This window comes from Rhodococcus globerulus NBRC 14531 (assembly GCF_001894805.1).
Lineage (GTDB): Bacteria > Actinomycetota > Actinomycetes > Mycobacteriales > Mycobacteriaceae > Rhodococcus_F > Rhodococcus_F globerula.
The window spans coordinates 377,875-397,889 of record NZ_BCWX01000002.1 but is presented as its reverse complement, the minus strand read 5'-3'; the positions used below and the strand labels follow the sequence as shown (position 1 = coordinate 397,889).

Annotated in this window: 22 protein-coding genes; 8 read left to right on the top strand and 14 right to left on the bottom strand. The window is 60.5% G+C overall.

The features are described from left to right. The first annotated feature begins 241 nt into the window (after positions 1 to 241). Positions 242 to 751: a M23 family metallopeptidase gene (locus RG2_RS10490; protein ID WP_033236605.1), complete on the top strand. Its 510-nt coding sequence runs from the start codon at positions 242 to 244 to the stop codon at positions 749 to 751. Positions 752 to 758: 7 nt separating this feature from the next. On the opposite strand, the gene RG2_RS10485 is transcribed toward RG2_RS10490, so the two are convergent. Beyond that, a complete protein-coding gene (locus RG2_RS10485) occupies positions 759 to 1,724 on the bottom strand; it encodes a MinD/ParA family ATP-binding protein (protein ID WP_371851314.1) in 966 nt (321 codons plus the stop codon). 278 nt (positions 1,725 to 2,002) lie between these two features. Continuing rightward, positions 2,003 to 2,935 carry a tyrosine recombinase XerC gene (locus RG2_RS10480; RefSeq protein ID WP_033236525.1) on the bottom strand — a complete coding sequence of 311 codons (933 nt, stop codon included), beginning with the start codon at positions 2,933 to 2,935 and terminating at the stop codon, positions 2,003 to 2,005. A gap of 78 nt (positions 2,936 to 3,013) precedes the next feature. Here RG2_RS10480 and RG2_RS10475 point away from each other — a divergent pair, with 78 nt between their 5' ends. Then, positions 3,014 to 4,186: a multidrug effflux MFS transporter gene (locus RG2_RS10475; RefSeq protein WP_033236526.1), complete on the top strand. Its 1,173-nt coding sequence runs from the start codon at positions 3,014 to 3,016 to the stop codon at positions 4,184 to 4,186. On the opposite strand, the gene RG2_RS10470 is transcribed toward RG2_RS10475, so the two are convergent. From RG2_RS10470 to RG2_RS10445, 6 genes are all read right to left on the bottom strand, one after another. Beyond that, positions 4,183 to 4,953: a siderophore-interacting protein gene (locus tag RG2_RS10470; protein WP_033236527.1), complete on the bottom strand. Its 771-nt coding sequence runs from the start codon at positions 4,951 to 4,953 to the stop codon at positions 4,183 to 4,185. The genes RG2_RS10475 and RG2_RS10470 overlap by 4 nt on opposite strands. A 304-nt stretch (positions 4,954 to 5,257) precedes the next feature. Continuing rightward, complete coding sequence (locus tag RG2_RS10465; RefSeq protein ID WP_033236528.1) at positions 5,258 to 5,617, bottom strand: histone-like nucleoid-structuring protein Lsr2; 360 nt, start codon at positions 5,615 to 5,617, stop codon at positions 5,258 to 5,260. Between the two features lie 479 nt (positions 5,618 to 6,096). Next, on the bottom strand, positions 6,097 to 7,224 hold the full coding sequence (gene dprA / locus RG2_RS10460) for a DNA-processing protein DprA (protein ID WP_033236529.1): 1,128 nt from the start codon (positions 7,222 to 7,224) through the stop codon (positions 6,097 to 6,099). Continuing rightward, entirely contained in the window at positions 7,221 to 8,729 is a 1,509-nt protein-coding gene (locus tag RG2_RS10455; protein WP_033236530.1) for a YifB family Mg chelatase-like AAA ATPase, read from the bottom strand. The genes dprA and RG2_RS10455 overlap by 4 nt, the downstream gene beginning before the upstream one ends. Further along, positions 8,729 to 9,085, bottom strand: coding sequence for a YraN family protein (locus tag RG2_RS10450; RefSeq protein ID WP_033236531.1), 357 nt, complete (start codon positions 9,083 to 9,085; stop codon positions 8,729 to 8,731). Before RG2_RS10450 ends, RG2_RS10455 begins: the two co-directional genes overlap by 1 nt. 165 nt (positions 9,086 to 9,250) lie before the next feature. Then, positions 9,251 to 9,508 (bottom strand): hypothetical protein, encoded by a 258-nt coding sequence (locus RG2_RS10445; RefSeq protein WP_116538755.1) that lies wholly within the window; start codon positions 9,506 to 9,508, stop codon positions 9,251 to 9,253. A gap of 150 nt (positions 9,509 to 9,658) precedes the next feature. On the opposite strand from RG2_RS10445, the gene RG2_RS10440 reads away from it, so the two are divergent. From RG2_RS10440 to RG2_RS10420, 5 genes are all read left to right on the top strand, one after another. Continuing rightward, a complete protein-coding gene (locus RG2_RS10440) occupies positions 9,659 to 9,940 on the top strand; it encodes a hypothetical protein (protein WP_033236533.1) in 282 nt (93 codons plus the stop codon). Between the two features lie 404 nt (positions 9,941 to 10,344). Beyond that, positions 10,345 to 11,079, top strand: a complete 735-nt coding sequence (locus RG2_RS10435; RefSeq protein ID WP_033236606.1) for a hypothetical protein — start codon at positions 10,345 to 10,347, stop codon at positions 11,077 to 11,079. A gap of 140 nt (positions 11,080 to 11,219) precedes the next feature. After that, positions 11,220 to 11,636 (top strand): hypothetical protein, encoded by a 417-nt coding sequence (locus RG2_RS10430; protein ID WP_033236534.1) that lies wholly within the window; start codon positions 11,220 to 11,222, stop codon positions 11,634 to 11,636. 82 nt (positions 11,637 to 11,718) lie between these two features. After that, positions 11,719 to 11,937, top strand: a complete 219-nt coding sequence (locus RG2_RS10425) for a hypothetical protein (RefSeq protein ID WP_033236535.1) — start codon at positions 11,719 to 11,721, stop codon at positions 11,935 to 11,937. A 97-nt stretch (positions 11,938 to 12,034) separates the two neighbouring features. After that, positions 12,035 to 13,216: an RtcB family protein gene (locus RG2_RS10420; RefSeq protein WP_033236536.1), complete on the top strand. Its 1,182-nt coding sequence runs from the start codon at positions 12,035 to 12,037 to the stop codon at positions 13,214 to 13,216. Between the two features lie 78 nt (positions 13,217 to 13,294). Here RG2_RS10420 and RG2_RS10415 read toward each other — a convergent pair whose 3' ends face one another. The 6 genes from RG2_RS10415 to RG2_RS10390 form a co-directional block, all read right to left on the bottom strand. Then, a complete protein-coding gene (locus RG2_RS10415; RefSeq protein ID WP_003942715.1) occupies positions 13,295 to 13,600 on the bottom strand; it encodes a DUF2469 domain-containing protein in 306 nt (101 codons plus the stop codon). A 37-nt stretch (positions 13,601 to 13,637) separates the two neighbouring features. Beyond that, positions 13,638 to 14,327, bottom strand: coding sequence for a ribonuclease HII (locus tag RG2_RS10410; protein WP_072782561.1), 690 nt, complete (start codon positions 14,325 to 14,327; stop codon positions 13,638 to 13,640). Between the two features lie 12 nt (positions 14,328 to 14,339). After that, positions 14,340 to 15,161, bottom strand: a complete 822-nt coding sequence (lepB, locus tag RG2_RS10405; protein WP_033236538.1) for a signal peptidase I — start codon at positions 15,159 to 15,161, stop codon at positions 14,340 to 14,342. Positions 15,162 to 15,215: 54 nt separating this feature from the next. Continuing rightward, positions 15,216 to 15,557, bottom strand: a complete 342-nt coding sequence (gene rplS, locus RG2_RS10400) for a 50S ribosomal protein L19 (protein ID WP_033236539.1) — start codon at positions 15,555 to 15,557, stop codon at positions 15,216 to 15,218. Between the two features lie 89 nt (positions 15,558 to 15,646). Beyond that, on the bottom strand, positions 15,647 to 16,534 hold the full coding sequence (locus RG2_RS10395) for a hypothetical protein (protein WP_033236540.1): 888 nt from the start codon (positions 16,532 to 16,534) through the stop codon (positions 15,647 to 15,649). 81 nt (positions 16,535 to 16,615) lie between these two features. Beyond that, positions 16,616 to 18,943 (bottom strand): Tex family protein, encoded by a 2,328-nt coding sequence (locus tag RG2_RS10390; protein ID WP_033236541.1) that lies wholly within the window; start codon positions 18,941 to 18,943, stop codon positions 16,616 to 16,618. Between the two features lie 75 nt (positions 18,944 to 19,018). Between RG2_RS10390 and RG2_RS10385 the strand changes: the two genes are divergently transcribed. Further along, complete coding sequence (locus RG2_RS10385) at positions 19,019 to 20,011, top strand: serine hydrolase (protein WP_033236542.1); 993 nt, start codon at positions 19,019 to 19,021, stop codon at positions 20,009 to 20,011. The last annotated feature ends 4 nt before the right edge of the window (positions 20,012 to 20,015 follow it).

Genomic DNA, 20,015 nt, shown 5'->3' with positions numbered 1-20,015 from the left:
ACGGCCGTCGGACCCGTATCCGGAAATACAGGACCAGCCGAAGGCCGAAAAAACGTGCGCGGGCGCGCGAAGTCGGACTGTGCGAACACAGACCGCTCGACAAGTGTACGTCCTTGCCTCGCAATGCCATAACCAGCACTACAACGCCAGTGCCGAATCAAACCTGTGGATGGAATCCGAACCTGTGGAAAACCATCCTGATCTGCACCTTCACTGCGGACGCGCACTGCAGGCTGAAGTGATGCCCCTAGTGAATTCCATCCGCCGGACAATCCTGGTGCTGTGCGGAGTTACTGCCGTGACGATCGGCGCCGGGCCGACTCTCGCCGACGCCGCAGACCGGTTCGATTGGCCACTCATGCCAAGGCCGCGAGTGGAAAGGACCTTCGACAACCCCGAAAAGAACTGGTTGCCCGGACATCGCGGGGTCGACCTGGCCGGTTCGACCGGACAGGCCGTAGTTGCCGCCGGACCCGGGGTTGTGGTGTTCGCCGGACAGGTTGCCGGCAAACCAGTGGTGTCCATCGACCACATCGGCGGATTGCGCACCACATACGAACCTGTCACCGCAGTGGTATCGGCGGGCGACCGCGTTGGCCTCGGGACGGTAATCGGCACTCTCGAGCCCGGGCACGAAGGCTGCGCTGTTGCCGCCTGTCTCCATTGGGGGCTACGACGCGATCGCACCTACCTGGATCCGCTCGGCCTTATCCATGACCGGCCGCTGCGACTCAAACCGCTGGGACGCTAGGGAACGCTCAGCGCCACTCAGCAACAGCGTGACGGCCCGCCGCATCGGCAAAATCATCCGCCACCATCGCGGCCAGCTCCATGAAGGCCCGCTTGGTTGCCGGACGGAGCAGTTCCAGGTCCATGACCGACCCCTCGGCGAGATGCTCGTCGAATGGCACAACCGTCACCGCTCGGCACCGTCGCATGAAGTAGTCAGTGAGCGCGTCCATGTCGATGACGCTCGAACCCGGCCGCGCGGCGCTGATGACAACTACGGTTCGTTCCACCAAATGCCCGTATCCGTGTAGTTGCAGCCAGTCCAGAGTGGCGGCAGCACTTCGTGCACCGTCAACTGCGGGCGAGCTGACCAGGACCAGCGAGTTGGCCAGATCGAGCACCCCGGACATGGCCGAATGCATGATGCCGGTGCCGCAATCGGTGAGGATGATGTTGTAGTACACCTGCAGGATGTCGATGACCTGGCGATAGTCGTCCTCACTGAACGCCTCGGAGATCGCCGGATCCTGTTCACTCGCGAGAACTTCGAGCCGACTGGGCGCCTGGGAGGTGTGGGCGCGCACGTCCGAGTAGCTCTTGATATCCGGTCGCGATGCAATCAGATCGCGCACAGTTGAACGGGTTTGGAGCGGCACGCGCTGTCCCAGCGTTCCGAAATCCGGGTTGGCGTCGACGGCAACAACACAATCTCCGCGAAGAGAAGCAAAGGTCGATCCAAGACCCACGGTGACTGTCGTCTTTCCGACGCCGCCCTTGAGAGAAAGGAGTGCAATCCGGTAGTCGTTCCGTATCGGTTGTTCAATTCGCTCGACCAACGCGCGTTGACGCTGGTCCGAGGTGGACTCCCCCAGGTTGACGTATCCGCCGGTCGCGCGGTGAACACCACGTCGCCACCCGCCGCGAGGCGTTCGCCGGGACCGCTTCAGTAATGCTTCAGCTACCAAATCTTGATTGGTAACTTGCTGTTGGCTCATCTGGTTCGAAACCGGGGGCGGGGCCGACCAGGAGTCCTGCGGCCACACTCGCGCTTCGGACGGCGCGGCAGGCGCAGCTACAACCGGAGCAACTTCGGCAATCCACGCCGGTTCCCCGGCCTGTGGCAGGTGTTCGACATCTGTGCGATTCACAATTCCCCCGGATATTGCGTAGCAACGAGCGGTGCAGCGCGATTGTGCCAACCGTGCCGATGGTCCGCCCTTCCGAGTCTCGACGCTACCAAATGGCTGGGAGGAACTCTCGTTCGACGAGCTTTTCAGGCTCGCGGATGCGCCTGATCGTGGACTGCACGCAGACGCTCCACCGAGACGTGGGTGTACAACTGAGTAGTCGCCAGACTCGCGTGTCCCAGCAGTTCTTGTACGACACGTAGGTCAGCTCCACCTTCCAGCAAATGTGTCGCTGCCGAATGCCGCAAACCGTGCGGCGATAGATCAGGCGCTCCCGAAACAGCTGAGACGGTTTCGTGCACCACCGACCGCGCCTGGCGTTGATCGAGCCGCCCGCCGCGCTTTCCCAGCAGCAGCGCACTACCCGATTTTTCCGATGCCAACAGTGGCCTGCCAACCCCGAGCCATTGTTCGATGGCCGATTCGGCCGGCACGCCGTAGGGCACCGAACGCTCTTTGTTTCGCTTGCCGAGCACTCGCAACAATCGACGGTTCGCATCTACCGATTCGATGTCGAGGCCGCACAGTTCTCCGACTCGAATTCCTGTGGAGTACAACAATTCCACGATGAGCCGGTCACGTAGAGCTATCGGATCATGTTGTTGCGCTCCACTTTCCGCCGCTTCCATCGCCTCGATCGCCTGATTCTGACGTAAGACGACTGGCAACGTTCGCCTAGCTGGTGGCGCAGCGAGTCGCACCCCGGGATCAACCTCGATGCGCGCGGTCCGCGCAAGCCACGCGGTGAATCCGCGCGCCGAAGACGCGCGGCGTGCCACCGTTGTCCGCGCGGTCCCGGCAGCGGACTGCTGTGCCAACCAGGAACGAAGCACCCGAAGGTCCAGAGCATCCAGATCGGTTCCAGTCGACTGCGCAGCAAGGTGTTCCAACAGCGAGCGTGCATCGCCGACGTACGCACGGATGGTGTGCTCCGACCGTCCACGCCCCAGCCTCAGGTGCTCCGCATACGCGTCGAGGTGGATCGACAGCGCTCGCGGTAATTCGTCACTCATCTTCATAAGGTTGCCTGCCTCGCGTGAAACTTCAAGCACCCTCGCCGATAGGGTTGGCCGGTGAACCGAGCAATTCCCTTGAAAATGCTATGCATCCTTGCCCTGATTTCAGCAATAGCGCCACTGTCGACCGACATGTATCTGCCGGGACTTCCCATCATGGCCGAGTCACTCGATACATCCGCCGCCAGTGTCCAATTGACGCTGACAACATTCATGGCCGGACTGGGAATCGGCCAGCTGATCATCGGACCGATCTCCGACGGAATAGGGCGTCGACGCCTTCTGCTCGGCGCCGCGGCGATCACCACGCTGGCAAGCGCGGCATGCGCTCTAGCACCCAACATCGAATTCCTGATCGGTGCACGTCTGATCCAGGGCCTCAGTGGCGGGGCTGCGATCGTGCTCGCACGCGCGTGCATCGCCGATCGCGCCCGTGGCAACGGAGCGGCAAAACTGTTCAGCATCATGATGATCATCGGCGGCGTCGCTCCAGTCGTTGCCCCACTGCTCGGTGGAGTACTGCTCGGTCCGGTTGGTTGGCGAGGCATCTTCTGGGTGCTGACAGCCGCAGGCGCAGTCATGGTTGCCGGCGTGCTCACACTCGTTCCGGAAACATTGCCGCCAGAGCGTCGACACGGCGGCGGTTTGAAAGCACTCGTCGCCAACCTAGGCTATGTCACCGGAAACCGTCGTTATCTCGGCTACGCGCTGGCCTTCATATTCGGGTTCGGCGCCCTGTTCTCCTACATCGCCGCTTCACCGTTTGTCGTGCAGAACGTCCTGGGATTGACCCCTTCACAGTTTTCGATGGTGTTTGCGGTCAACGCAGTGGGAATGGTTGTGGCGGCGACAATCACAGCGAGGTTGCTCGGCCGCCTGAGCGCACGCACCCTCTTGAACTTCGGAGTTGCTCTGCTGACAATCTCAGGAGCTGTATTATTTTGTACTGCAGCGCTTTTCAACTCAACCAGCCCGGCCGCGTTACTCATTCCGCTGTTCGTTTCGGTATCCAGCATCGGATTTATCATGGGCAACGCGACAGCGCTCGCACAAGGCGAGGTCACTGCTGCAGCCGGAACCGGCTCCGCATTGATGGGCGCGGGTCAGTTCGGATTGGCTGCAGCAGTGTCACCACTAGTCGGTATCGCGGGCCCGGATACCGCCGTACCGATGGCCATCGCAATACCGACATTCGGGTTACTCGCGGCCCTCTCGTTGGCGCTGTTCGCCCGCAAGGCCGATGCTGCGAACTAACGTTCAACCGCTGCCAGTTCCGACTTCCACACCCGGAATCCCTCTTCCGTGCGCCCACGCCGCCAGTAGCCCGAGATCGACGCGGAACCTGCCGGCACTCCACGTTCCTTCCGGACGTAGGCGCGCAGATTATGCATGACAGCCTGCGCTTCGCCGTGAATGAATACCTGCGGATTTCCCGGCAACCATTCGAGGTTTCTCACTGCTGTGACAATCGGCGAATTGTCGCCGGCGGATTCATCGGAAACAGCGTCCGAGGACGCACCTCGATGGACCCACTTCACAGAAACACCATTCGGTGCATTGATAGCAATCTCGTCGTCGGCACTACCAACTTCGACGACTACATACCCGATCGCGTCGCCCGAAAGTCTCTCGACGGAAGCTGATATTGCCGGAATGGCGGTTTCATCGCCTGCATAGAGGTGCCAATCGGCTGATTCTGCCGGCGCGAAGGCACCGCCGGGCCCACGGATTGTTATCTTGGCGCCCGCTTCCACTGATGCGGCCCACGGTCCAGCGATCCCGATGTCCCCGTGAACAACAAAATCAATCGCGATCTCGCGAGCACTACTGTCGTAACTTCGGATGGTATAGGTCCGAAGAGCCTGACCTTCCGGTGTCTCGAATTCGATTTTCACATACGAATCACTGAACTCACTAGGTGCGAAGTTGTCGAATCCCGGACCTCCCAGGAACACGCGGACCATGTGTGGAGTCAGTTTCTGAGTTCGCAAAACTGTCAGGGTTGTCGTCGGCTTGGCCACAGCCACATCCTTCCAAAGTTAGTGTTACCTAAGTAGAGTACAGGATGGCGAGCGTGGCGGCCGAAAGCTGATTCCAAGACAACCCACGCCAGTCAGCGTCGCTCAGCGATACATACCGATTCCGATGACCTAATTAATCGACTGAAAACCGACCAACCCGAATGAAGAATCATTGCCAAAGAAAGGACAACTCCTCACTTCAGCGATCAACTCGCTCATTCGGAGGCACTGCCAGCAAAGAAAGAGTAAAAACAACTCTGGCACTCCACGGAATCCGTGAAGTGCCAGCGAAGGTCAATGTGCTCTAGTGAGCAGCATCGAATGCGTCGATAATCTCTGCCTTGATACGACCGCGCGGTGCGACCTCGTAACCGTTCTTTGCTGCCCAGTCACGAATAGCCTGCAAGGTCTCCTTGGAACGCCCAGAACCCGATGTAGCCTGCGTAGATGGGAGCTGCGCCTTCTTGCCGCGACGTGCAGATACCTTGGCTGCAGCATCAACGAACGGCTTGACTGCTGCGTCGAACTTCTCCGCATTGGTTGCCCGGAGGTCGATCACATAATCGGTTCCCTGGTACGAGAACTCAATTCGATCACCGAAGCCATCGTCGATCGGCTTACCATCAAGGTCGTCAATGAGTTGCCGAATCAGCTTCTCAGCCATTGCACTCCTCTTTCAATGATCGATTTGCTTTCGCTTCACAATACACAGAATTCCATAGCAATAACAAAGATGCCCACAGAACCGAAAAACAAACCGAACAGACTCGGCGGTTTGCATTAACGATAAGTTAGCGACATCGAGTTACCTCGATCCAGCGCTACAGCATTGGCGCGCAATCTATTTCGACCACCGGGCGCGACATGGAAACCCGCACCTTTCTGGACGATACTGACTAATCGGCAAATCAGCACATCAACCTGAGACATTCCTGAGACACGCGAGCGGCATTCGTAACCTACCGCACAGTCCGACCTGAACTGCCGCCCCTCTCATTCGGTGCAGCGCCCCACCGCACCGCTCTGACGTGCCGATAAACAGTCTTTCGAAGAACCAACCGACACGCTACACAACATTGTGCCAACGATCTGGCAAATGACCGATCACACCATCACGCCAAAAATAGACCCACTGCACAACGCCTATTTCGTACGAAACCACCCGCTTCCGTCAGAGTCGATAAAACCCTCCAACTCGAGCAGTGGAAGTGTTGCACGAACCTGGGAAATCAGCAGCCCAGATGCCTCGGACAACTCATTTGTGCTTCGTGAACCGCTTCCTGGTAATGCCTCGTACACGAGTCGAGAATTACCGGTCAACGAGTCGATGTCGCGAACCGCAGCAGCGTCCTGCTCTGAATTCAGAACACCGAACGGTCCGGAAACTTCTACGACGTCGACCGCGTTCGCAACAAGATATGCCTCTCCCTCACGAATCATTCTGTGACAGCCGGCAGACGACGATGATGTCACCGGTCCGGGCACTGCCATTACCGGGCGACCTAATTTCCGCGCCCAATTAGCCGTGTTCCTCGCACCACTTCGCCATCCCGCTTCAACCACGACCACCCCGTCGGACAGCGCAGCGACCAGTCGATTCCGGGCAAGGAATCTGAACTTGGCCGGAGTAGTCCCCGGCGGGTATTCGCTCACCACCGCTCCGGAACTCACGATCTGGCGCAGTAATCGAGCATGACCGGACGGGTAGGCGCGGTCCACTCCGCACGCCAACACAGCAACCGTGGTGCCACCTACTCCCATTGCTGCTCGATGCGCTGCGCCGTCAATACCAAAAGCTGCGCCCGACGTCACCGTCCATCCGTCCACTGCCAAGTCACCGGCTATCTCAGCGGTCACGTGCTCACCGTATGCCGTCGACGCCCTCGTACCGACAATCGCGACAGATCTCTCCGTCAGTTCCGTCAGATCACGAGAACCCAAGACCCACAGAACAAATGGTGGGACTTCACCTGCTGCCACGTCGAGATCGTTGAACGGGAGAAGTCGCCACGACGGCCATTCCGGGGAATCCGGAGTTACCAACCTTCCTCCCATCGCCGCCATCAGGTCCAGATCGCGTTGCGCAGTGTCGATATGCGCCCGAGCCCGGGTTTTCTCCTCCAATGACGGCGGCAGATCCCTGGATTTCACGGCCCGTGCCGTCTCCTCGACGCCGAGGTGCTCGACCAACGCGGCCAAGTGAACGCTCGGCCCTTGCGCAACCGCGGACAGGTACGCCCAGGCGAGTTGTCGCGGGTCATGTGTGCTCACTGAAATCCCCTGTCTCGGAAATCGAGTGCCGTTGCAACCTGATCAGGGCCCGGCGTTGATTCACCCGCCAAGTCCGAAACTGTCCAGGCAACTCTCAAAGCCCGATCAGCACCTCGCGCAGTGATCACGCCTTTGCGGAGCGCACGCTCGACGGGCGCCAGAGCGTCGCGTGAGAGTCGGAACTTCTGTCGCAGCGCTGGGCCCGGAACTTCGGCATTGGTCCGCCATCCGTAGTCACTCCAGCGTTCCGCCGCGGCATCACGCGCCGCGGATACTCGGGTTCGGACGCTTTCGGTGCTCTCGCCTACTTCGTCGATCAACGCGCCCGTTGCGACTGCCTGCATCCGCACCCGAATATCGACTCGATCGAGTAGCGGTCCCGACAGTTTGCCCAGATACCGTCGCCTCGCCGCGGGTGCACACACGCAGTCCGCGTCACGCGGCGGCGCACACGGACACGGATTTGCAGCCAAGATCAACTGGAAACGCGCCGGATACCGAGCGACTCCGTCACGTCGAGCTATCCGAACTTCGCCGTCTTCCAACGGTGTTCGCAAGGCTTCGAGCACTTTGACGCCGATCTCCGCGCACTCGTCGAGGAAGAGCACCCCGCGGTGCGCCCTACTCACCGCGCCTGGCCTTGCCATGCCACTACCACCACCGACCAACGCACTCACCGACGAACTGTGATGCGGCGCAATGAACGGCGGCATGTCGATCAACGGATGCTCCGCCGTCAACACGCCAGCCACCGAATGAATCGCCGTCACCTCCAGAGCCTCCGACTCCGTCAGCGGCGGCAATATCCCCGGAAGCCGCGAAGCCAACATCGTCTTCCCGATTCCCGGCGGACCCGTCAACATCAAATGATGTGCACCGGCCGCAGCCACTTCGATAGCCCAGCGTGCATCCGCCTGCCCCACCACCTCACTGAGATCACGCACACCCACCTCCACCGCCCGCTCGAAAGGCTCCGGAACAGGCAGGAAAATCTCACCCCGCAACCACGAGAGCACCGAAGCCAGATCACCGGCACCGAGCACCTCGATCCCCTTGACCAACCCCGCCTCAGCCATCGCCTGACGCGGAACCACCACCGTCCCCCAACCCGCACGCTTCGCCGCCAGAACCGCAGGCAACACACCCCGCACCGACCGCAACCGGCCATCCAACGCCAACTCACCCAAAAAAATCGTCTCGCGTAACTCCTTGCGCGGCAATTTCTTTGCCGCATCCAACACCGCCAAGGAAAGAGCAAGATCGTACACACTTCCCACCTTTGGCAACGTCGCAGGAGACAACGCCAAAATTACTTTGCTGTCCGGCCACTCCTCCCCCGAATTCGTCACCGCCGCCCGAATCCGATCCCGCGACTCGTGCAACGCCGTATCCGGCAACCCCACCAACTGCACACCAGGCAAACCACGCCCGATATCCGCCTCGATCTCCACGATCTGACCGTCGACGCCACTGACCGCCACCGAATGCGCCCGCCCCAACGCCATCAGAACGCATCCACAAAATGCTCGACCACCGGATCTTGATCGCGGCGAATCAACACCGCCACCACATCAAAACGCACCTTCGACCACGACCGACCCGAATCACCGAGCCACTGCAACGCCAACACCCGAATCCGGCGGCGCTTCGCAAACGTCACAGCCTCCGCCGGCGACCCGTACCCCACCCCACTACGCGTCTTCACCTCGACAAAAACAATCCGATCATCAACCGTCGCAATAACATCCAACTCGCCGTACCGACACCGCCAATTCCGTTCGACAATCTCCAAACCCGCACCGACCAGGAACTCCGCAGCCACATCCTCGCCGCGCGCCCCCAACGCCATATTCCCCGCCATCACAGCCCCCACCGTTCCGGTCCCGCGCGCCCGCCCATGCAAAACGCGTCCCACCCGTCACAGTGCCCCACCAACCGCGCACCCCAACAAAAGAAAACCCACCTGTTGATAACTCGAGGCCTGTGGAATTCGACAGAACAACGGGACCCGAGTAGTCAGAGAGCCTCAGGGACGGCGTTTGTAGAGAATCGTGGCCTGAGCTACCGCATCGACGTCGTCTGGCAGGTGCAGTGTGACAAAGCAGAACCGACCCTCACACTGAACCGTCAATTCGTCCCGTGATCTCAACAAGGAACTTATAACCAAACTCTGGATGCCACCATCGATGTCGAGCATAAATGAGCTACCGTCCAGGATCGGATCTGCGATGATTCGCCGACAATCGGCAACTGTGATTCCAAGGTTGGATACAAAGGTGGCCACGGGTCGAACTATAGCTTCCGAAATTGGAAAGTCCGTCTCGATCGAGGCTGATGCTTGTTCGACATTTGACAGCGCTGACGATCGTCGAATGGCAATCGGTGGCCAGCTGATCTGGCACAGGTCGCCCCTCACTGCACTAGTTTGATCCCCATGGTTCGTTACCTACTCATTCTCGCGATTGAGGACAAGCCCTATCGGATGCCGTCACCAGAGATCACGAGCCTCATGCTATCGACTGACCACGGCGAACTGAGTGTCAAAATGCAGGCAGTCGAGCTCAATTGGGGACCGAACATGATCCGTGTCGAGGGACTTGTCGACTACAACAACGAAGTCTGTCGAATCGTTGCGGCCTACCAAGTTGACATCGACCCCGCGCACGAAGCAGTTGGAACAGCGCAGCTTTACACCAGCGAAGAAGTCCCAGACTGATTCACGACTCTCAGCTTCACGACTCTCAGCGCGACCAGAAACGCCAAATCGACGAGAACTGCTGCATGGAATCACGCTCACTCCGCCTACTCCCGGAGTTCGAAACCGCGAACAATTCATTCGCTCGAACAACAGTGCCTCATGTGCTAGTCAATCGGACAGCAGACTCCAGAGGATGGGCGGCTGTATCGACACCACCACTTCCCCGAGTAGCGATTCCCGACGATTGCGAATCTTCTGAGGGCCCGGCACTACCCATTTGCAGGTGGGCGATTAGCGACAAGTCCGGTTGCATACCGGCAATATTCCGATTCCCACCAAAACTGGACGTCGGTCCAGTAGAACTGGTTATAGTTTTTGCTCGAACCTACAAGACCGCTGCATTTCGCTGAATGGAGTTCTACATGTCACGCCGCTCACTACGCCACGCAGTAGCGACCACTACGTCTCTCGTCCTCCTTGCCGCCGGCGTCACTGTCGGACTCGGAGCATCGGTGGCACAAGCCGCACCCGCATGCGCGCTCAGCCAGTCGGTCACCGATGATTGGGCCGGCTCCTGGGGACTTCCTTACACCGTCAGCAAAGAGGTGGTCGGAGACGGCACCGTCGCACCAGGGCAGACGGTCACCTATCTCACCAAAGTGTCGGGTTCGGGAGCACTCGTCAACCAGATCCGCGACTTCCACCCGGCAGGATTCCAGTTGGTCAAGGCTCGCCTTAACGTCAAATGGCTTATCGGAAACCAACAGTGGGAAGATGTCACAGGCACAGCCGTCGTCAACGGTACTTCCGTAGTTGCCAAGGGCGGCGGGTGGACGACGGCCGGCGGCGGCGTCATCGCTCTGGAAACCACCTACAAGGTTCCCGATGATGCCACTGTCGGCAGTCAGCTCGACAGCGGCGCAGGCACCAACATCGTGCTCGCGGCCGGCGACTGGAACATCAACCCGATGGGCGTGTGCGTCACGATCCGGCAGCCGAATCCTGTCGAGGCCGGCGCCGGCAGCCTCGAAGACATGGGCTTCGGTTCGGTGAACACCGGATCGGGTCAGGTATTCGGCTCCCTCACCGATCCGCAGGGGTCGATGACCAACGTCATCGGCGGAGTCCTGGGCAATGTGATCGGCAATTTGAGCTAACTCAGTTCGGGGAAGGAAATGGGCAGAGCCGCCAGCGCATGCTGGTAGCTCTGCCCATTTCTACGTTGATGCCCATTTCGACATTGAACTGTGGCCTGGATTCGCCCGGTCATGTGCGGCGTCGCCCCTATTCTCGACAGATGACAAAACCGCGAATGCGCCATTTCGCCCAAGCTGCCGTCGTCGCAGCTTCAGTTGCAGCAGTTACCCTCGGCAGCACGGCGATCGCGCAGGCCCAGGACGAGTGGCCGCCGATTCCTCCGTACCCGAGCCCATCGGTACCGTTCGACAACTCGAATTTCCTCACTCCAGAGAATCCGAATTACTGGAATCCATTTGTTAATCAAGACCGGCTCACGTCACCGTTCGGCACCAGCACACGCATTGTGTGCACGGCATTTCACGGAGTTCTGACCGGATGCTGGCAGGCCGATCAGTACGGTAATCCGCACAAATTGATTCGCCTCCAAGCCAATGTGCCCAACGTGTCCGGATCCGGTCTCCCCGGCGGTGGACCGGGCCACTTCGTATACCCGGGCTTCATCCCCGGCAGCTGACGACAAAACTCACCTTCGAATATCTGTTCGAAGAGTGCTAGCCTGGGACCAGGACGTATCGACGAGCACATCGAGGACCGCCATGGACGAAACAACGGACGCAACCTGCGAGTTGGCGCGGCTGGTCGAGGAGCTGGCGGTGCTCGATCAGCGCCGCGTCGACATCGGCGAAAGCTTGGTCCATCTCGAGTACGTCTACACGCACGCGGGGGCAGAACATCAAGCTGCAGCCGCCCGAAAAGCCTTCCAGGAGAAGTACGTCGGCCGCATCTACGAGCTTGCCGACGGTCTTCGGACCTGAAAATCGGTTGCACACACCACCTCTCGACGCGCATGGTTGATCCCGCACACCACAAGGACCAGCAGGTCCTCGACGTGCACTATGTGGGAGAAAACTGATGGAGAAGATCACCGAAAGGCTGTGGAACTGGGCATCGATACTCGACGAGAAAACTCGCGAGCAAGCGTTGCGCACGTCCCAGATGCCTTTTGTCCGTCCACATCTGGCATTGATGCCTGATGCGCACCTCGGTGCGGGTGCGACGGTGGGTTCGGTCATCCCGACCGAAGGCGCGATCATGCCTGCCGCCGTCGGCGTGGATATCGGCTGCGGAATGATCGCAGTCAAAACCCACTACAACGCTCAGGATCTGACCGGTCGCGATCTGAGCGCGCTTCGCCACAGTATCGAACGCTCGGTCCCCCTGTCTGCCGGTGTCTACAACAAAACACTGACCGCAACGGCGCAAACCCGTATCGCAGAGCTCGAATCGATGGCCGGTGATCGACTGCCCTTCTACGACAAGTTCAAGAACAACTGGCGTTTCCAGTTGGGAACGCTGGGGTCGGGCAATCACTTCATCGAGGTCACCCTCGACGAGAATGACGGCGTGTGGCTGTTCCTGCACTCGGGTAGCCGCGGTGTCGGCAACAAGATCGCACAGCACCACATCAAGGTCGCGCAGGATCTGTGCGCCCGTTGGCACATCGACCTCCCCGACCGGGATCTCGCCTACCTGGTCGAGAAGACACCCGAATTCGACTGTTACATCACCGATCTGAACTGGGCGCAGCATTTTGCTCTGTTGAACCGTGAGGAAATGATGGATCGGGTGGTGAAGGACTTCGCGTACTTCATGGGCGACGGCGGGCCGGCTGTCGTCGAGGAACTCGAGAGGATCAACTGCCACCACAACTTCACCCAGAAGGAATTCCACATGGGCCGCGGTGTGTGGTTGAGCAGGAAGGGGGCGATCAAGGCCGACGTGGGCGTGCCAGGACTCATCCCAGGGTCCATGGGAACGGCCAGCTACGTTGTGGTCGGCAAGGGCAACGTGCCGTCGTTCAAGTCCAGCCCGCACGGCGCCGGTCGCGTCTACGCCAGGAACAAGGCAAGGCGGACGTTCACGATCGACGACCTCGACAAGGCCATGGTCGGCATCGAGTACAAGCGTTCGAAGGCGTTTCTCGACGAAATTCCGGGAGCGTACAAGGACATCGACGTCGTGATGGACGATGCCAAGGACTTGGTGGAAATCCGTCACACGCTGCGTCAGATCGTCAATGTGAAGGGCGATTGACCCGAACAAAGAACAATGACGGCCCCGCCGAAAATCGGCGAGGCCGTCATTGTGCGCAAAAGTCCATGTGAGCCAAGCTCAGTCCGGCAGGCGCAGATCCGGCTTGTCCAGCTCTTCGATGTTGACGTCCTTGAACGTCACGACGCGCACGTATTTCACGAATCGCGCGGGGCGGTACATGTCCCACACCCACGCGTCGGACATCCGCAGTTCGAAGTAGATCTCGCCATCCGAATTATGGGGCAGCAACTCGACCGTGTTGGCGAGATAGAAACGTCGTTCGGTCTCCACGACGTAGGAGAACTGTCCGACGATGTCCCGGTATTCGCGGTAGAGCGACAGCTCCATCTCGGTTTCGTACTTCTCGAGATCCTCGGCACTCATCGGTTTAGCCAGTCCTCCCAGTTCGTCTGAACCTTCATCATCCCGTATGCCCCGCGCGCTGCTCCACCCGGAGTCCCGCAGCAACGACATTGGCGTACGTCATCCGGTGCTCCGGGCACGGGCCCAGCTCGTCGAGCGCGTCCATGTGCACGGGTGTGCTGTATCCCTTGTGGATCGCAAAGCCGTATCCGGGATGGGTTCCGTCCATCTCTTCCATGACGTGATCGCGCGTCACTTTGGCGAGCACACTGGCGGCCGCGATGCACGCGGCTGCGGCATCACCACCGATGACTGGCAGCGACGGCGCAGGCAGTCCGGGAACTCGAAACCCGTCGGTGAGCACATATCCGGGTGGAGTTTCGAGGCCGGCAACAGCGCGTCGCATCCCTTCGATGTTGGCGACATGGATGCCGATCCGATCGATTTCCTCGGCTTCGACAGAAATGACACTCCAGGACAATGCCAACCGCTTGATCTCAGGAAAAAGTTCTTCGCGGGCACGTTCGGTGAGCTTCTTCGAATCGTCGAGACGAGCAAGGGCCACATGCGGTTTCGGCGCCAGAACACACGCCGCGATGACCAGTGGGCCGGCGCACGCACCGCGTCCGGCTTCGTCGACACCGGCAACCGGACCCATCCCCGTTCGATACAGCGCAGACTCCATCGTTCGCAAACCTGTTGATCTGCGAATGACCACTCGGGGTGGCCAAGTACTCGAACTACTCACGGTCTTCTGCACTCAATTGCTTTGGGGATCAGGTGAACTGATGCTACCCATCCGTGAAGGCGGGAGAACGATGAAGCGTGCCTGACCGATGATGTTGTCCAGCGGGATCGTCCCCTGGAGCTCGTCCTGCACATGGGCGCGCGAATCGGCGGAATTGCTCCGGTTGTCGCCCATCACCCACACGTGTCCCTCGGGCACGGTGACGGGAGCAAAGCATCGGCCGGATTGAACAGCGGTTTGGCAATCCTGGACGCCGGGAGTGAACGGGTAGTCCATCTTGACGTAGGGCTCGTCGAGCGGTTTGCCGTCCACGAGGATTCGCCCCTGTTCGTCACAGCACTCGACGGTTTGTCCGCCGGTGGCGATGACGCGCTTGACCAAGTCGTTCTCGTCGGGCGGGACCAGGCCGACCCACGAGCCGACCTCCTGGATTCCGCGCATCACGACGTTGTCCGACCGCGTGGAGGTGTAGTGGGTGTTCCATGAATCGGGGCCCTTGAAGACGACTACGTCGCCGGGCTGCGGATCGCCGAAGCGGTATCCGATCTTTTCCACCACGATGCGGTCACCGGTACATCCTGCACAGCCGTGCAGGGTCGGCTCCATCGACTCGGACGGAATGAGGAAAACGCGAAAGACGAATGCTTGTAAAACGATGCTGAGAACCAGCGCCACCCCGATCAGTATCGGGAGTTCCCGGAAGAACGATCGTTGTTTCTTGGGTGAGCGGTGAGATGTCTGTGGTCGAGGAGTGTTCTGTTCCTCGGGATTACCTGTTCCATCCTGATTCTCGGGTCCGGACGACAATGCCTGCTCCTTCGAAGAATCTGCCACAGAAACAGATTAGCCCGACACCGCGCGTACGCGGTGCCGGGCCAATAAGAAAGATCAGCGCTTTTCCTTGATCTTTGCCTTCTTGCCGCGCAGCTCGCGCAGGTAGTACAGCTTCGCGCGACGAACGTCACCGCGGGTCAGAACCTCGATGGAGGCCAGCGTGGGGCTGTGAACCGGGAACGTACGCTCGACACCGACGCCGAAGGAAACCTTGCGGACGGTGAAGGTTTCGCGAACGCCGCCACCCTGACGACGAATAACGACGCCCTTGAAGACCTGCACGCGCTCCTTCGAGCCTTCGATAACCTTGACGTTCACGTTGAGCGTGTCGCCGGGGCGGAAGTCAGGAATGTCGTCGCGCAGCGACTTCTTATCCAGGAAGTCCAAAGTGTTCATGTGTCATCCTTGCATTTCGCAGGAGCAGAGGAACCGAGCGGCGACGCTTCGGTAAGCCCGATACGACGCTCGACTGGTTCGTGCCCAGATCAAGTACTGCTGCCTGGTCCAGGCAACCCGTCCATTGTGCCAGACGCGGACAGTAAGGGCGAAACCGGAGGTGGCGGAGCCGGTTGAATCGTGTGGTCGAGTTCCTCCTCCGCCGCAGCCATCGCATGTTCGACGCTCGGCGACCCGGCGATCAGATCCTGGACGTAGATCTTGGCCCGGATAACGGGGCGTCGCCATTTTCGTTCACGTTCGAGCGCCCGTTTCATTCTTTTCGGTTTGCGGGTGTACCGCCACCGCGCCCACGGCGCACCAGGCCTACTGAGTCTGATCGCTCCGATGATCAGCAGTGGGAGGACAAACAATCCGACGAGACCCGTCCAGATCTTGCCTTTGAGAATCACGATCGCGGCCAGGCCGAAGTTGATCAGAGCGACAAACACGAAGGCCAATCTGATCCAGGGGTTTCTTTCCTCGCGGAAGCCGGCCAAGTCCAGCAGCTCTAGCGGACGGAAGCCGAGCAGAACGAGGCCTGTCACCGCGATGGCGACAAAAACCGCGTCGACCGACGTCCTGCCCTGCTCCGACCAGTAGACGTCCTTCAAATAGAAGATGAGCGCAAACTCGTCGAGCACCAACGCGGCGCCCATCCCGAAGATCGCGGCGAGGACGGCGCCAGTGGTTTGGGAGCCGTCCACGTAGACCGCGATCAGTGCGCCGCCCGAGGCGATCATGGCAACAACGCCGAAGACCACATGGTGAACGTGCTGACCACCTGGAGTGATGTTGCCCGGCCACCACTTCACCTGCGCGCGGATCATTCGCACGCTGAGCCGAATGAACAGGAACGCAGCGAGAAAACCGAGAAGAAAGAACAACAGCGGCAGTCGGCCGTGGGCGACGATCTCGCGGTCGAGCCACTCGCCCATTACTGCCCTCACTCCACGAAGTCCCCCGACCCGGTCTGCTCAATTGTGACAAACCGGGCGGGGTGAATCATTCGAACCCTCTTATTTGCCGAATCCCGCATTTCGCAAGGCATCGGCCATCGACCCGGACGCCGGCGCCCGGTTGTCCGGGCGCTTGTCCCGACCGCCCTGCTGCTGGCCACCGCCGCGGCGCTGCTGCTGCCCGCCTTGACCCTGACGCGGGTTCTGCCCACCGCGAGGACCGTCGGACTTTCGCGGCGGCGCACCGACCTCGTCGTCGAGTCGCAGTGTCAGCGCGATGCGCTGGCGAGCCTCGTCGACTTCGAGCACCTTGACCTTGACGACGTCACCCGACTTCACCACTTCCCGCGGGTCCTTGACGAAGCTGTGCGACATCGCGGAGACGTGGACCAATCCGTCCTGGTGCACTCCCACGTCGACAAAGGCGCCGAAGGCCGCGACGTTGGTGACTACGCCTTCGAGCACCATTCCGGGCTTGAGGTGTGCGACCTTCTCGATGCCGGCGGCAAAGGTGGCCGTCTTGAACTCCGGACGCGGATCACGGCCCGGCTTCTCGAGTTCGGCGATGATGTCGGTGACGGTGGGGAGGCCGAAGCGGTCGTCGACAAAATCTGCGGCGCGCACCGAGCGCAATGCCGTCGCATTGCCGATGACACTACTGACGTCACCACCTGCGCTCGCGACGATCTTGCGGACGACGGGATACGCCTCGGGGTGCACACTCGACGCATCGAGCGGGTCGTCGCCGTCGGCGATGCGCAGGAAGCCCGCACACTGCTCGAACGCCTTGGGTCCCAACCGCGAGACGTCCTTGAGTGCCTTGCGCGTTCGGAACGGACCATTCTGATCTCGATGCGACACAATGCTTTCCGCCAGCGAACCGGCAATACCCGAGACACGGGCCAGCAGCGGGACCGACGCCGTGTTCACGTCGACGCCCACCGAGTTCACAGCATCCTCGACCACGGCGTTGAGTGAACGAGAGAGGAGCGATTCGGTGATGTCGTGCTGATACTGGCCGACGCCGATGGACTTCGGGTCGATCTTCACCAGTTCGGCGAGGGGATCCTGAAGGCGACGCGCGATGGAGACGGCTCCGCGGATGGACACGTCGAGGTCCGGCAGTTCCGCAGATGCGTAGGCCGACGCCGAGTACACGGACGCACCGGCTTCGGAGACAACGATCTTGGTGAGGTTGGTGGCGCCGGACTTGGTGATCAAGTCGCCGGCCAGCGTATCGGTCTCACGTGACGCGGTGCCGTTGCCGATGGCGATCAATTCGACGCCGTGCTTGGCTACCAAGCTCGCCAGTGTGGCCAGAGCAGCGTCTCGCTTGTTGTGGGGCTGATGCGGGTAAATAGTCTCGTATGCAACAACCTTGCCCGTTCCGTCGACGACGGCAACCTTTGTGCCCGTTCGGAATCCGGGGTCGAGACCCATAGTCGGACGAGCGCCGGCGGGCGCTGCCAGCAGAAGGTCCTTGAGGTTGGTCGCGAACACGTCGACGGCGTCCTTCTCCGCAGACTGGCGCAGGCGCATCCGGACGTCGACGCCGAGGGTGACTGCAAACTTGGTCCGCCACGCCCATCGAACGGTGTCGAGGAGCCAGCCGTCGCCTGCGCGTCCACGATCCGCAATGTCGAACCGGGTTGCGATGCGGCCTTCGTATACCGTCCGCTCCCCCGGTGCGAGTTCCGCGGTATCGGGTGCCATCGTCACCGACAGCACTTCTTCCTTCTCTCCGCGCAGTACCGCGAGGATTCGGTGGGAGGGAAGTTTTGCGAAGGGTTCGGAGAACTCGAAGTAGTCAGCAAACTTCGAGCCATCGGTTTCCTTGCCCTTGCGAACCGCGGAGACAACCTGCCCGCGGGTCCACATCAGCTCACGCAATTCACCGACGAGGTCCGCGTCTTCGGCAAAGCGCTCGACCAGGATCGATCGCGCACCGTCGAGTTGTTCCTCCGAATACTGCGCAGGATCGGTGGTGGGATCCCCGATGAGAGCATCGGCCACAGGCTCATGCCCGGCCTCGCGGGCGATCTGCGCCTTGGTGCGGCGCTTCTTCTTGAACGGCAGGTAAATGTCTTCTAGCCGCGCTTTTGTGTCGGCAAGCATGATCTGACCACGCAAGGCGTCGTCGAGTTTTCCTTGGGATTCGATCTCGACCAGAACCGCGTCGCGCCGCTCGTCAAGTTCGCGGAGGTAGCGCAGCCGCTCCTCGAGAAGTCTCAATTGAGCGTCGTCGAGAGTGCCGGTGACTTCTTTTCGATACCGGGCGATAAAGGGCACGGTGGCCCCGCCGTCCAACAGGTCTACGGCCGCAGCCACCTGCCCTTCGCGGACGTCGAGTTCCTCGGCAATGCGCTGGTTCACGGTCTTGAGAATCACGAGAACCGAGCCTACCGCTATCCTGGAACAAGAAGACCGGCAGACAGCGCCGTGTCCGGAGTCCGGGGGAAATTGATGACTGCGCGGTTCGTCCGGGTTATCGCAATGATTGCCGCAGTTACTTGTGCGGCATCATGCAGCGCGGCCGCAAACCAGGCAGCATCCACCGAGACCTCCCCCTTCCCCGATACAAACGTGCCGCTCGCGCAGGCCCTTGACGTGCGACTCGAACAGGCCCGTACTGCCGCACTTGATCGCGGCGCAGAGGCGTCGATTGCCGTCTTCGACCGCACCACGAACAACTATCTCGAGGTGGGCGGCGATCAGCAGATCGAAACAGCCTCGGTAGCAAAGCTTTTCATCGCCGAGGATCTGCTCTATCAAGATTCGCGTGACGAACGCCCACTCGGCGACGACGACCGCGCCCTCATGGTTGCCATGCTCGAATCTTCCGATGACACGGCCGCCAATCTCCTGTGGGACGCTGCCGGCGGCTCCGACCTCGTGAACCGCGTCGCGCAACGCTACTCGTTGACCTCCACCACTGCGCCGTACGACGGTTTGTGGTGGAACACCGAAACTACGGCGCGCGATCTGATCACGTTCTACGACGGAGTCCTCGACGACACCGCAGGGCTGGGGGCGGACCGGATCAATCTGATCGTCGACCACCTCCGCGAATCCACGGCGACTGCCGCCGACGGCTACGACCAACGCTTCGGCCTCCCGGACGCTCTCTTCAACGAACCGGTGCTTGCCGTCAAACAGGGATGGATGTGTTGTGTCAGCGACCAGTGGGTCCATCTGACCACCGGCATCGTCGGCGAGGACAACCGATTCATCGTGACTGTCACCACGCGCGAGGATATTCAGTATCAGGACGACGACAACTACGGACTCATCCCGGATACCTCGATGACAGACGCCACCAACGACGAGAGTGCGCTCCACGCCCGCGACACCATCACGGGCGTAGCGCAGATCATTTTCCCCGACGGCACGGTGGACGAATGGTCGCCCTCCACACCCACAACCGAAAAGCCCGTTCAGGAAGCGTCCGGGCCCTAGAAGT